Consider the following 13,960-nt stretch of genomic DNA (forward strand, 5'->3'; position numbering starts at 1 on the left):
CAATCCCCCCCCCGTGGGCGCGCGCCACGGGGCGGGGCTGGGGGGGGAAGCGGGCCCCCCCCCCCCCCCCCCCCCCCCCCCCCCCCCCCCCCCCCGGGCCGGGGTGTGCGCGCCGACCGCTACCAGCCGCGCTCGCGCCATTCCTTGAGGTGGGGGCGCTCGGCGCCGAGGGTCGTGTCGTTGCCGTGGCCGGGGTAGACCCAGGTCTCGTCCGGGAGCACGTCGAAGAGCTTGGCCGTGACGTCGTCGAGGAGCGAGGTGAAGGCGGCCGGGTCGTCGTGCGTGTTGCCGACGCCGCCCGGGAAGAGGCAGTCGCCGGTGAAGACGTGCGGGGCGCCGTGCGGGTCGTCGTAGACGAAGGCGATGCTGCCCGGGGTGTGGCCGACCAGGTGCCGCGCGGTGAGGCTGACGCGGCCGAAGGTCACGGTGTCGCCGTCGTCCAGCGCCACATCGGTGGGGACCGGGATGCCCACCGTGTCCTCGCGGCCCGCGTAGGTACGGGCGCCGGTCGCGTCGATCACCGCGCGCAGTGCCTGCCAGTGGTCGCCGTGCTGGTGGGTGGTCGCGACGGCGCCGAGCCCGGCGTCGCCGACGACCTCCAGCAGCGTCTGCGCGTCGTTGGCCGCGTCGATCAGAAGCTGCTCGTCGGTGGCCCGGCAGCGCAACACGTACGCGTTGTTGTTCATCGGCCCGACCGCGACCTTGGTGATGATCAGGTCTTCCAGTTCATGCACGTCGGGGGTCCCGCCCACCGTCACTTCTCCGCTGTACGCCATGCCGCCAGCCTAGAGGTTCGGGGTGCCTAGAGCGGAGGCAGTACGGGCAGCGGGCCGTCGGGGGTCACGGTCAGGCCCTCGTACGGGCCGCGGCCGGAGACCCAGGCCAGCAGGGGGCGGGTGGCGGCGCTGACGGTGAGGTCGGGTTCCGCGGCGGCGCCGATCGTCCAGGACGCGCCGGACTCGGTGTCCTCCAGGCGGACCGCGGCGATGCCCTCGTGCCCGGTGAGGCCGTCGGCGAGGGAGGCCAGCTCACGGGCGGCGAAGTCGGCGGGCAGGTCGGCGGTGGTGGGGCCGATGCCGAGGTCGACCAGGTGCAGCCACACCTCGCCCAGCCGCCGCCAGGGGACCTCGGCGGCGGCGATCACCCGGCCGGAGCGCAGCGTGACCTGCGTCGCCCAGCCCGACGGCGGCACCTGCGCGGCGGCCCGCTCGAACCGCTCCGCCGAGGCCCGCAGATCGGCGAGGTGGTCGTCGAGGGGGCGGCCCGCGCCCTCCTCGATGGCCCGGTCGCGGGACGTCGCGTCCGCGTACATCGGGGTCTCCACGCCGGTCCCCGCCCAGATCAGCAGATTGGCCAGGGCGTCGGCATTGCGGGCGACATGGGTCAGCAGATGCCCGCGGGTCCAGCCGGGCAGCAGCGAGGGTTCGGCGACGCCGTCGGCGGGGAGCGCGGACACCGCGGCGACGAATCGGTCGGTGGCTTCCCGGACGGCAACCGCATCGAGTACGGGATCCGGTCGTTGGACGGTCACGTACCGACGCTAGCGCGTCACCCCGCGCTCGCGCAGGACACACGATCGGGTGAAGTGGTCAGAGCGCGCCCGTAAATCGAATGCACGTGCTATATGGTCGGTGTGTCGCAACTTCTGAGAACGCGGCGAACCGGAAGAAAACCCGAGCGCACCCCGTTTAGGCTGACTGGGGGTGCCGACTCTCCCCCCGTCTCTATGAAAGGTGCGCACTGGCGTGGCCGATCGACTCACCGTCCGTGGCGCTCGCGAGCACAATCTGAAGAACGTGTCGCTCGACCTGCCGCGGGACTCCCTCATCGTGTTCACAGGGCTGTCCGGATCGGGCAAGTCCTCCCTCGCCTTCGACACGATCTTCGCCGAGGGGCAGCGCCGGTACGTCGAGTCGCTCTCCTCCTACGCCCGCCAGTTCCTCGGCCAGATGGACAAGCCCGATGTGGACTTCATCGAGGGCCTGTCCCCGGCGGTCTCCATCGACCAGAAGTCCACCTCGCGCAACCCGCGCTCGACGGTGGGCACCATCACCGAGGTCTACGACTACCTCCGGCTGCTCTTCGCCAGGATCGGCAAGCCGCACTGCCCCGAGTGCGGCCGCCCGATCTCCCGGCAGTCGCCGCAGGCCATCGTCGACCGGGTGCTGGAGCTGGAGGAGGGCAGCCGTTTCCAGGTGCTCTCCCCGCTGGTCCGTGAGCGCAAGGGCGAATTCGTCGACCTCTTCGGCGACCTCCAGACCAAGGGCTACAGCCGTGCCCGGGTCGACGGGGCCACGATCCAGCTCACCGACCCGCCCAAGCTGAAGAAGCAGGAGAAGCACACCATCGAGGTGGTCATCGACCGCCTCACGGTGAAGGACAGCGCCAAGCGCCGCCTCACGGACTCCGTCGAGACCGCGCTCGGCCTGTCCGGCGGCATGGTCATCCTGGACTTCGTCGACCTGCCCGAGGACGACCCGCAGCGCGAGCGGATGTTCTCCGAGCACCTGTACTGCCCGTACGACGACCTGTCCTTCGAGGAGCTGGAGCCGCGCTCCTTCTCCTTCAACTCGCCCTTCGGCGCCTGTCCCGACTGCACCGGCATCGGCTCCCGCATGGAGGTCGACCCGGAGCTGATCGTCCCCGACGAGGAGAAGTCCCTGGCCGAGGGCGCCATCGCGCCCTGGACCGGCGGCATGTCCAAGGGCTACTTCGAGCGGCTGGTCGAAGGTCTCGCGGGGGAGCTGGGCTTCAGGACCGACATCCCCTGGGCCGGGCTGCCCGCCCGCGCGAAGAAGGCGCTGCTCTACGGCCACAAGGCCGAGGTCAGGGTCGCGTACAAGAACAGGTACGGCCGCGAGCGCGCGTACAACGCGCATTTCGAGGGCGCCATCCCGTTCGTGAAGCGGCGGCACCAGGACTCCGAGAGCGACTCCAGCCGGGAGCGCTTCGAGGGGTACATGCGCGAGGTGCCCTGCCCCACCTGCCACGGCAGCAGGCTCAAGCCGATCGTGCTGGCCGTCACCGTCCAGGACCGCTCCATCGCGGACGTCTCCGCCATGTCGATCAGCGACTGCGCCGAGTTCCTCGGCGGGATGAAGCTGGACGCCCGCGACAAGAAGATCGCCGAGCGGGTGCTCAAGGAGGTCAACGAACGGCTGAAGTTCCTGGTCGACGTCGGCCTGGACTACCTCTCGCTCAACCGTGCCGCGGGCACCCTGTCCGGCGGCGAGGCCCAGCGCATCCGGCTCGCCACCCAGATCGGCTCGGGCCTGGTCGGCGTGCTGTACGTGCTGGACGAGCCGTCGATCGGCCTGCACCAGCGCGACAACCACCGGCTGATCGAGACCCTGGTGCGGCTGCGCGACCTGGGCAACACGCTGATCGTCGTCGAGCACGACGAGGACACCATCAAGACCGCCGACTGGGTGGTCGACATCGGCCCCGGCGCCGGTGAGCACGGCGGCAAGGTGGTGCACTCCGGCTCGCTGAAGGAACTGCTGGTCAACGAGGAGTCGCTGACCGGGCAGTATCTCTCGGGCAAGCGCGTCATCGTCACCCCCGACGTACGCCGCCCGATCGACCGCAAGCGGCGGCTGACCGTGCACGGCGCCCGCGAGCACAATCTCCAGGACATCGACGTGTCCTTCCCGCTCGGAGTGCTCACCGCCGTCACCGGCGTCTCCGGCTCCGGCAAGTCGACGCTGGTCAACGACATCCTCTACACCCACCTGGCCCGCGAGCTGAACGGGGCGCGCAGCGTCCCCGGCCGGCACACCCGGGTGGACGGCGACGACCTGGTGGACAAGGTCGTGCACGTCGACCAGTCGCCGATCGGCCGCACCCCGCGCTCCAACCCGGCCACGTACACCGGTGTCTTCGACCATGTGCGGCGGCTCTTCGCGGAGACGATGGAGGCGAAGGTCCGCGGCTATCTGCCCGGCCGCTTCTCCTTCAACGTCAAGGGCGGCCGCTGCGAGAACTGCTCGGGCGACGGCACGATCAAGATCGAGATGAACTTCCTGCCGGACGTCTACGTCCCGTGCGAGGTCTGCCACGGCGCCCGCTACAACCGCGAGACGCTGGAAGTGCACTACAAGGGCAAGTCCATCGCCGAGGTGCTGGAGATGCCGATCGAGGAGGCGCTGGACTTCTTCGAGGCGGTGCCCGCCATCGCCCGGCACCTGCGCACGCTCTACGAGGTCGGCCTGGGATACGTACGCCTGGGGCAGTCCGCGCCGACGCTGTCCGGCGGCGAGGCGCAGCGCGTGAAGCTCGCCTCCGAGCTCCAGAAGCGCTCCACCGGCCGTACGGTCTACGTCCTGGACGAGCCGACCACCGGTCTGCACTTCGAGGACATCAGCAAGCTGATCAAGGTGCTCCAGGGCCTGGTCGACAAGGGCAACACCGTGATCGTCATCGAGCACAATCTCGATGTCATCAAGACCGCCGACTGGGTGGTCGACATGGGCCCCGAGGGCGGCAACGGCGGCGGACTGGTCGTCGCCGAGGGCACCCCCGAGCAGATCGCGGCCGTCCCGGCCAGCCACACGGGCAAGTTCCTGCGGGACGTCCTGGGCGCGGAGCGGATCAGCGACGCGTCGGTGCCCGCGCCCAAGAAGCGGGTGCCCGCCCCCAAGAAGGCCACGGGGACGGCCGCCGCGGCCAAGAAGGGCACGACGGCCGCCGCGAAGAAGACCCCGGCGCCGCGCAAGCGGACGGCGGGCAAGGCGTAGCACCGCGGAAGGTCAAGGACGGGCCGGCGCGGGCGCGGCGGCACGCCGTCGAGGCGCGGTCGTCAGGCAGCGGTCGTCAGGCGCGGCCGTCAGGCACTGGCCGTCCGGGAGTGGCACAGAGGAAGCGGACAGGTGGGGGACGTAGGGTTACGGGTCGCGAGACCTCCCCACCTCCCCGACCTGGAGCGCACATGACCACCGAACTGCCCGCCTGCCGCCGTACCGTCCTGCGAGGCGCGGCCCTGGCCGGAGCCGCCGGGCTCGGCCTCACCGCGTGCGGCGGCTCCGGCGGCGGTTCGTCCGACGGGCCCGCCAAAGCCGTGGAGTTGGGCGCCGCCACCGAGGTACCGGTCGGCGGCGCCAAGCTCTACCGGAACGACAAGGTGGTCGTGGCGCAGCCGAAGGAGGGCACCTTCAAGGCGTTCAGCGCGGTCTGCACGCACGCGGGCTGCGTCGTCACCTCGGTGGACGGCACGACGATCACCTGCGCCTGCCACGGCAGCCAGTTCGACGCGGACACCGGCGCCGTGCTCCAGGGCCCGGCGACCAAGCCGCTGCCCGCCGTGCAGGTCACCGCCTCCGGCGGCAAGCTCACCGCCGGTCCGGCGAGCTGACCACCGGCAGTCCGGCACCCGCGAACCGGCGGTCCCGCCCGCCGGTATCCGCACCGGTCGGCACTGCCCGGCCTGGCCAGGGAATGTCGCATCCCGCCAGTAGGGTGGGAGACATGGCGGACCCCAGCAGCTACCGACCGAAGCCGGGCCAGATCCCCGACTCCCCGGGGGTCTACAAGTTCCGGGACGAGCACGGTCGGGTGATCTACGTCGGCAAGGCGAAGAGCCTGCGCCAGCGGCTTTCCTCGTACTTCCAGGACATCACCAACCTCCACCAGCGGACCGCCACGATGGTGACCACCGCGGCGGCCGTCGAGTGGACGGTGGTCTCCACCGAGGTGGAGGCGCTCCAGCTCGAATACTCCTGGATCAAGGAGTTCGACCCGCGGTTCAACGTCAAGTACCGCGACGACAAGAGCTATCCGTCCCTCGCGGTGACGATGAACGAGGAGTTCCCGCGCGTGCAGGTCATGCGCGGCCCCAAGCGCAAGGGCGTGCGCTACTTCGGTCCGTACGCGCACGCCTGGGCGATCCGCGAGACCGTCGACCTGCTGCTGCGGGTCTTCCCGGTCCGCACCTGCTCCGCCGGGGTCTTCAAGCGCTCCGCGCAGATCGGCCGCCCCTGTCTGCTCGGCTACATCGGCAAGTGCTCCGCGCCCTGCGTCGGCCGGATCAGCGCCGACGACCACCGCGAACTGGCCGAGGAATTCTGCGACTTCATGGCCGGACACACCGGCACCTACCTGCGCCGCCTGGAACAGCGCATGAAGGACGCGGCGAGCGAGATGGAGTACGAGCAGGCCGCCCGGCTGCGGGACGACCTGGAGGCGCTGCGCCGCGCCATGGAGAAGAACGCGGTGGTGCTCGCCGACGCCACCGACGCCGACCTGATCGCCGTCGCCGAGGACGAGCTGGAAGCCGCCGTGCAGATCTTCCACGTACGCGGCGGCCGGGTCCGCGGCCAGCGCGGCTGGGTCACCGACAAGGTCGAGGCGGTCGACACCGCGGGCCTGGTCGAGCACGCCCTCCAGCAGCTCTACGGCGACGAGCGCGGCGACGCCGAGCGCTCCGGCGGCAGCGGCGGTGTGCCCAAGGAGGTGCTGGTCCCGGCGCTGCCCGCACCGTCGGAGCCGGTCGCGCAGTGGCTCAGCGACCGCCGCGGCTCGCACGTCAGCCTGCGCGTACCGCAGCGCGGCGACAAGAAGGACCTGATGGCCACCGTGCAGCGCAACGCGCAGCAGGCCCTCGCGCTGCACAAGACCAAGCGCGCCTCCGACCTCACCACCCGCTCCCGCGCGCTGGAGGAGATCGCCGCCGCGCTCGACCTCGACACCGCGCCGCTGCGGATCGAGTGCTACGACATCAGCCACCTCCAGGGCGACGACGTGGTCGCGTCCATGGTGGTCTTCGAGGACGGCCTGGCCCGCAAGAGCGAGTACCGCCGCTTCCAGATCAAGTCCTTCGCCGGGCAGGACGACGTCCGGTCGATGCACGAGGTGATCTCCCGCCGCTTCCGCCGCTATCTGCTGGAGAAGCAGAAGACCGGCGAGTGGGAGGGCGAGTCCGGCGAGGTCCCCGCGAACCACGGCGATGTTCCCCTGGACCACGAGGAACAGGCGTCCGGCCCCATCGACCCCGACACCGGACGGCCGCGCAAATTCGCGTACCCGCCGCAGCTCGTCGTGGTCGACGGCGGACAGCCGCAGGTGGCCGCCGCCCGGCGCGCGCTGGAGGAGCTGGGCATAGACGACGTCGCCGTGTGCGGCCTCGCCAAGCGCCTGGAAGAGGTCTGGCTGCCCGGCGACGACGACCCGGTGATCCTGCCGCGCTCCAGCGAGGGCCTGTACCTGCTCCAGCGGGTCCGCGACGAGGCGCACCGGTTCGCGATCTCGTACCAGCGCAGCAAGCGCTCCAAGTCGATGAAGGCCGGCGCGCTGGACTCCGTGCCGGGGCTCGGCGAGACCCGCAGGCAGGCGCTGCTGAAGCACTTCGGCTCGCTGAAACGGCTCCGGGCGGCGACGATCGAGGAGATCTGCGAGGTCCCGGGGATCGGCCGCCGTACGGCGGAGACGGTCGCGGCGACCCTGGCAGCCGCGGCTCCGGCCGCACCCGCGGTGAACACCGCGACAGGAGAGATCATCGAAGAGGCCGACGGGACCCCGCCCGGGGCGGACCCGTCCCACCATCGGGGGATCAGCACATGAGCGACCAGGACGAACAGGACGGAACGCACGTGACAACCGGCGGAGCGGGGGAGGCCGTGGAGGCCATCCCCGAACTGGTGATCATCTCCGGCATGTCCGGAGCGGGCCGCAGCACCGCGGCCAAGTGTCTTGAGGACCTCGGCTGGTTCGTGGTGGACAATCTGCCGCCCGCGCTGATCCCCACCATGGTGGATCTCGGCGCGCGCTCGCAGGGCAACGTCGCCCGGATCGCCGTGGTCGTGGACGTCCGCGGACGCCGATTCTTCGACAATCTGCGCGAGTCCCTCGCCGACCTGGCGACCCGCAGCGTCAAGCGCCGGATCATCTATCTGGAAGCCTCAGACGAGGCCCTGGTCCGCCGCTTCGAGTCGGTCCGCCGGCCGCACCCGCTCCAGGGCTCGGGCCGGATCGTGGACGGCATCGCGGCCGAGCGCGACCTGCTGCGCGAGCTGCGCGGCGACGCCGACCTGGTGATCGACACCTCCAGTCTCAACGTGCACGAGCTGCGCGCCAAGCTGGACGCCCAGTTCGCGGGCGAGGAGGAGCCGGAACTCCGGGCCACGGTCATGTCGTTCGGATTCAAGTACGGCCTGCCCGTCGACGCCGACCTGGTGGTGGACTGCCGCTTCCTGCCCAACCCGCACTGGGTGCCGGAGCTGCGGCCCTTCACCGGGCTCAACGACGAGGTGGCGCAGTATGTGTTCAACCAGCCGGGCGCGAAGGAATTCCTCGACCGCTACGCCGAGTTGCTGCACATCATCGCCGCCGGATACCGGCGCGAGGGCAAGCGGTACGTGACGATCGCGGTCGGCTGCACGGGCGGCAAGCACCGCAGCGTGGCGATGTCGGAACGGCTGGCCGCACGGCTGGCCGCGGATGGGGTGGAGACCGTGACAGTGCACAGGGACATGGGGCGCGAGTGATCATGACGGGTCGGCGGCGGCGCCGGGGTACGGGCCGCCGCGCCGGGGTGCCGCCCAAGGTGGTCGCCCTCGGCGGGGGGCACGGCCTGGCCGCCTCCCTCGCCGCACTGCGCCGGATCACCGGCGATCTGACCGCGGTGGTCACCGTCGCGGACGACGGCGGCTCCAGCGGCAGACTCCGCCAGGAGATGGGCGTACTGCCGCCGGGAGACCTCCGCAAGGCGCTCGCCGCGCTCTGCGGGGACGACGAATGGGGGCGCACATGGGCCCGAGTGGTCCAGCACCGCTTCACCAGCGAGGGTGATCTGCACGGGCACGCGGTGGGCAATCTGCTGATCGTCGCGCTGTGGGAACAGCTCAACGACGAGGTCGCCGCGCTGGAGTGGGTCGGGCGGCTGCTGGGCGCCCACGGCAGGGTGCTGCCGATGTCCGCGGTCCCGCTCGACCTGCACGCCATCGTCCGCGGCCACGACCCCGACAGGCCCGACGAGATCAGCACCGTCCGCGGCCAGGCCACGGTCGCCCTCACCCCCGGTGAGGTGCAGGAAGTGCAGGTCGTCCCGGCCGATCCGCCCGCCGTTCCCGAGGCCGTGCAGGCGGTCCTCGACGCGGACTGGGTGGTGCTCGGCCCCGGCTCCTGGTTCTCCTCGGTGATCCCGCATCTGCTCGTCCCCGAGCTGGTCGACGCCCTCATGACGACCAGGGCGCGCCGGGTCCTCACGCTGAACCTCGCGCCGCAACCAGGTGAGACCGACGGATTTTCTCCGCAGCGTCACTTGGAGGTTTTGGCCCGACACGCCCCTAAACTCACCATCGACGTGGTTCTCGCCGACGAGGCCGCCGTACCCGACCGTGACAGCCTCTCCGAGGCCGCACAGCGGTTGGGCGGCACGGTCGAGCTGGCACCGGTCGCCGCCCCCGACGGGCCGCGGCACGACCCGGAGCTGTTGGCCGCCGCGTATGACAGGATTTTTCGTATGCGTGGAAGGATCGGCCCATGGCGATGACGGCAGCGGTGAAGGATGAGATCTCCCGGCTTCCCGTCACCCGGACCTGCTGCCGGAAGGCGGAGGTCTCGTCGATCCTGCGGTTCGCCGGCGGCCTCCACCTGGTGAGCGGCCGGATCGTGATCGAGGCGGAGCTGGACACCGGGATCGCGGCCAGGCGGCTGCGCAAGGACATCCTGGAGATCTTCGGGCACTCCTCCGACCTGGTGGTGATGGCGCCCGGCGGGCTGCGCAGGGGCAGCAGGTACGTGGTGCGCGTGGTGGCGGGCGGCGACCAGCTCGCCCGGCAGACCGGCCTGGTGGACGGCCGCGGCCGGCCGATCCGCGGCCTGCCCCCGCAGGTCGTCTCCGGCGCGACCTGCGACGCGGAGGCCGCCTGGCGCGGTGCGTTCCTCGCGCACGGCTCGCTCACCGAGCCCGGCCGCTCCTCGTCGCTGGAGGTGACCTGCCCGGGACCCGAGGCCGCCCTGGCCCTGGTCGGCGCCGCCCGCCGGCTCCAGATCCCCGCCAAGGCCCGCGAGGTCCGCAATGTGGACCGCGTGGTGGTACGGGACGGCGACGCGATCGGCGCGCTGCTGACCCGGCTCGGCGCCCACGACTCGGTGCTCGCCTGGGAAGAGCGCCGCATGCGCCGCGAGGTCCGGGCCACCGCCAACCGGCTCGCCAACTTCGACGACGCCAACCTGCGCAGGTCGGCCCGCGCCGCCGTCGCCGCCGGAGCCCGTGTGCAGCGCGCGCTGGAGATCCTCGGCGACGACGTACCGGAACACCTCGCCGCGGCCGGGCGCCTGCGCATGGACCACAAGCAGGCATCCCTGGAGGAGCTGGGCTCCCTCGCCGAGCCGCCGCTGACCAAGGACGCGGTCGCCGGCCGGATCCGCCGCCTGCTGGCCATGGCCGACAAGCGCGCCTCGGACCTCGGCCTGCCCGGCACCGACGCCAACCTCACCGACGAGATGGTCGGCTAGGACGTATCCGCCGGACAGGCCCCGGCCGGCACGCGCGCGGCGGGCGGACGGGGCGGAGGCGGAGGGGCCTCGGCCCGATGTCACCTCCGCGCCCCTGGCCGGGTAGGCTCGTCCCTGGTCGGGGACATCCCATATTTCGCAGCCGGAGAGGGCTCCGGCGAATGAGCGAGGAGATCGGTTCGTGACGATCCGGGTAGGCATCAACGGCTTTGGCCGCATCGGTCGTAACTTCTTCCGCGCCGCCTTGGAGCAGGGTGCGGACATCGAGATCGTGGCTGTCAACGACCTGGGTGACACCGCGACGACGGCGCACCTGCTGAAGTACGACACCATCCTCGGCCGCCTCAAGGCCGAGGTCACCCACACCGCGGACTCCATCACCGTCGACGGCAAGACCATCAAGGTGCTCGCCGAGCGCGACCCCGCCGCCATCGCGTGGGGCGAGCTGGGCGTCGACGTCGTCATCGAGTCGACCGGCATCTTCACCAAGGCCGCCGACGCGGGCAAGCACATCGCGGGCGGTGCCAAGAAGGTCATCATCTCGGCGCCCGCCACCGGCGAGGACATCACGATCGTGATGGGCGTCAACCAGGACAAGTACGACGCCGCGAACCACCACATCATCTCCAACGCCTCGTGCACCACGAACTGTGTGGCGCCGATGGCGAAGGTGCTGCTGGAGAACTTCGGCATCGTCAAGGGCCTGATGACGACGGTCCACGCGTACACCAACGACCAGCGCATCCTGGACTTCCCGCACAAGGACCTGCGCCGCGCCCGCGCCGCCGCGGAGAACATCATCCCGACCACCACGGGTGCCGCGAAGGCCACCGCGCTGGTCATCCCCGAGCTGGCGGGCAAGCTGGACGGCATCGCGATGCGCGTCCCGGTCCCCACCGGCTCGGTCACCGACCTGGTCGTCGACCTCGAGCGCGAGGTCACCAAGGACGAGGTCAACGCCGCCTTCCAGAAGGCGTCCGAGGGTCAGCTCAAGGGCCTGCTGGAGTACACCGAGGACCCGATCGTCTCCTCGGACATCGTCAACTGGCCGGCCTCCTGCACCTTCGACTCCTCCCTGACCATGGTCCAGGGCAAGACGGTCAAGGTCATCGGCTGGTACGACAACGAGTGGGGCTACTCCAACCGCCTCGTGGACCTCACGGTCTTCGTCGGCGGCCAGCTCTGACGCCGTAGCGGCCGACGCACAGCGATGTGAGCGACAGGGTCCGGACGGGTGCGACGAAGCGCCGGTCCGGGCCCTGTCCCTTGCCCACTCCGCAGTCCCGTACCCGTCAGTACCCGCAGCCGTACCCGTAGGAGACCGTACAGATGAAGACGATCGACGACCTGATCAGCGAGGGGCGGATCGCCGGCAAGCGGGTGTTCGTCCGCGCCGACCTCAACGTCCCGCTCGACGGGGAGCGCATCACCGACGACGGCCGGATCCGCGCCGCCGTCCCCACCATCACCAAGCTCGCCGAGGCGGGCGCCAAGGTGATCGTGGCCTCGCACCTCGGCCGCCCCAAGGGCGAGCCCGACCCGAAGTTCTCGCTCGCGCCGGTCGCCGCGCGCCTGGGCGAGCTGCTCGGCGAAGGCCGTCACGAGGTGGTGTTCGCCGCCGACACCGTCGGCGAGAGCGCCGCGGCCACCGTGGCGGGCCTGGCCGACGGCCAGGTCGCGCTCCTGGAGAACCTGCGCTTCAACGCGGGCGAGACCAGCAAGGACGACGCCGAGCGCGGCGCCTTCGCCGACCGGCTCGCGGAGCTGGCCGACACCTACGTCGGCGACGGCTTCGGAGCGGTGCACCGCAAGCACGCCTCGGTGTACGACCTCCCGGCCCGCCTCCCGCACGCCGCGGGCGGACTGATCGCCACCGAGGTCGGCGTCCTGAAGAAGCTCACCGAGGACGTCTCCCGCCCCTACGCGGTGGTGCTCGGCGGCTCCAAGGTCTCCGACAAGCTCGGCGTCATCGACCACCTGCTGGACAAGGCCGACCGCATCCTGGTCGGCGGCGGCATGGTCTTCACCTTCCTCAAGGCCCAGGGTCACGAGGTCGGCAAGAGCCTGCTTCAGGAGGACCAGATCCCCGTGGTCAAGGAGTACCTGGAGCGCGCCAAGGCCAAGGGCGTGGAATTCGTCCTGCCGGTCGACGTCGTCGGCGCCACCGAGTTCCCCGACCTGAAGACCAAGGCGCCGTCCTCGCCGGTCAACGCGCCGGTGGACGCGATCCCCGCCGACGTGATCGGCCTGGACATCGGCCCCGAGTCCCGCAAGCTCTTCGCCGCCAAGCTCGCCGACGCCGCCACCATCTTCTGGAACGGCCCGATGGGCGTCTTCGAGCACCCGGACTACGCCGACGGCACCCGCGCGGTCGCCCAGGCGCTGATCGACTCCGACGCGTTCACCGTGGTCGGCGGCGGCGACTCGGCCGCGGCCGTCCGCATCCTCGGCTTCGACGAGAACGCTTTCGGCCATATTTCCACCGGCGGCGGCGCGAGCCTGGAATACCTCGAGGGCAAGACGCTCCCCGGCCTTGCCGCACTGGAGAAGTGAGCAGATGACCGAGCAGAGCACCCGCACCCCGCTGATGGCGGGCAACTGGAAGATGAACCTCAACCACCTCGAGGCCATCGCGCACGTCCAGAAGCTCGCCTTCGCGCTCACCGACAAGGACTACGACGCGGTCGAGGTCGCCGTCCTGGTGCCGTACACCGACCTGCGCTCCGTACAGACGCTGGTCGACGGCGACAAGCTGAAGATCAAGTACGGCGCCCAGGACCTGTCCGCGCACGACTCCGGCGCGTACACCGGCGAGATCTCCGGATCGATGCTGGCCAAGCTGAAGTGCGCGTACGTGGCGATCGGGCACTCCGAGCGCCGCCAGTACCACGGCGAGGACGAGGCCGTCGTCAACGCCAAGGTGAAGGCCGCCTACAGGAACGGCCTCACGCCGATCCTGTGCGTCGGCGAGGGCCTGGACGTCCGCAAGGCCGGCCAGCAGGTCCCGCACACCCTCGCGCAGCTCGACGGCGCCCTGAAGGACATCCCCGCCGAGCAGGCCGCCACGATCGTGGTCGCGTACGAGCCGGTCTGGGCGATCGGCACCGGCGAGGTGGCCACCCCCGAGGACGCGCAGGAGGTCTGCGGGGCGATCCGCGGGCGGCTGGCCGAGTTGTACGACCAGGAGCTGGCGGACGCCGTGCGCATCCAGTACGGCGGCTCCGTGAAGTCCGGCAACGTCGCCGCGATCATGGCGCAGCCGGACGTGGACGGCGCCCTGGTGGGCGGCGCGGCACTGGACGCCGAGGAGTTCGTCAAGATCGTCCGGTTCCGCGACCAGTGACGGAACCGGGGCCCGCGGCCACGGACAGTGAGCCGGGGCACCGGGCAGTGGGCTGACACGCCCCTCAGGAAGTACCCTGTCGGGGGGGGGGGGGGGGGGGGGGGGGGGGGGGTGCCGGCCCCGGCTTGCCTCCTGGGGTGGGGCGGGCGCGACCCCGTGTATCTA

11 protein-coding genes are annotated in these 13,960 nt (G+C 71.1%); 9 read left to right on the forward strand and 2 right to left on the reverse strand.

From position 1 onward, the window contains the following. Window positions 1–119 precede the first annotated feature (119 nt). Window positions 120–776, reverse strand: a complete 657-nt coding sequence (locus ACZ4EF_RS32165; protein WP_391044077.1) for an MBL fold metallo-hydrolase — start codon at window positions 774–776, stop codon at window positions 120–122. A 26-nt stretch (window positions 777–802) separates the two neighbouring features. Next, on the reverse strand, window positions 803–1,531 hold the full coding sequence (locus ACZ4EF_RS32170; RefSeq protein WP_391044080.1) for a maleylpyruvate isomerase family mycothiol-dependent enzyme: 729 nt from the start codon (window positions 1,529–1,531) through the stop codon (window positions 803–805). A 214-nt stretch (window positions 1,532–1,745) separates the two neighbouring features. On the opposite strand from ACZ4EF_RS32170, the gene uvrA reads away from it, so the two are divergent. The 9 genes from uvrA (at window position 1,746) to tpiA (ending at window position 13,795) form a co-directional block, all read left to right on the forward strand. Continuing rightward, complete coding sequence (gene uvrA / locus ACZ4EF_RS32175) at window positions 1,746–4,736, forward strand: excinuclease ABC subunit UvrA (protein WP_391044083.1); 2,991 nt, start codon at window positions 1,746–1,748, stop codon at window positions 4,734–4,736. 191 nt (window positions 4,737–4,927) lie between these two features. Then, window positions 4,928–5,350, forward strand: a complete 423-nt coding sequence (locus tag ACZ4EF_RS32180; RefSeq protein ID WP_402713722.1) for a Rieske (2Fe-2S) protein — start codon at window positions 4,928–4,930, stop codon at window positions 5,348–5,350. A 113-nt stretch (window positions 5,351–5,463) separates the two neighbouring features. Further along, entirely contained in the window at window positions 5,464–7,554 is a 2,091-nt protein-coding gene (uvrC, locus tag ACZ4EF_RS32185) for an excinuclease ABC subunit UvrC (protein WP_467507669.1), read from the forward strand. Beyond that, window positions 7,551–8,477, forward strand: coding sequence for an RNase adapter RapZ (gene rapZ, locus ACZ4EF_RS32190; RefSeq protein ID WP_355333906.1), 927 nt, complete (start codon window positions 7,551–7,553; stop codon window positions 8,475–8,477). The genes uvrC and rapZ overlap by 4 nt, the downstream gene beginning before the upstream one ends. A 2-nt stretch (window positions 8,478–8,479) precedes the next feature. Further along, window positions 8,480–9,484 carry a gluconeogenesis factor YvcK family protein gene (locus tag ACZ4EF_RS32195; protein WP_355333903.1) on the forward strand — a complete coding sequence of 335 codons (1,005 nt, stop codon included), beginning with the start codon at window positions 8,480–8,482 and terminating at the stop codon, window positions 9,482–9,484. Next, window positions 9,475–10,452, forward strand: coding sequence for a DNA-binding protein WhiA (gene whiA / locus ACZ4EF_RS32200; RefSeq protein WP_188284204.1), 978 nt, complete (start codon window positions 9,475–9,477; stop codon window positions 10,450–10,452). Before ACZ4EF_RS32195 ends, whiA begins: the two co-directional genes overlap by 10 nt. A gap of 181 nt (window positions 10,453–10,633) precedes the next feature. Beyond that, entirely contained in the window at window positions 10,634–11,638 is a 1,005-nt protein-coding gene (gene gap / locus ACZ4EF_RS32205; protein ID WP_355333900.1) for a type I glyceraldehyde-3-phosphate dehydrogenase, read from the forward strand. Between the two features lie 143 nt (window positions 11,639–11,781). Then, window positions 11,782–13,005: a phosphoglycerate kinase gene (locus ACZ4EF_RS32210; protein WP_355333897.1), complete on the forward strand. Its 1,224-nt coding sequence runs from the start codon at window positions 11,782–11,784 to the stop codon at window positions 13,003–13,005. Between the two features lie 4 nt (window positions 13,006–13,009). After that, window positions 13,010–13,795: a triose-phosphate isomerase gene (gene tpiA / locus ACZ4EF_RS32215; protein WP_391044090.1), complete on the forward strand. Its 786-nt coding sequence runs from the start codon at window positions 13,010–13,012 to the stop codon at window positions 13,793–13,795. Window positions 13,796–13,960 lie beyond the last annotated feature (165 nt).

The sequence above is a fragment of the Streptomyces sp. NPDC025721 genome (genome assembly GCF_055558595.1).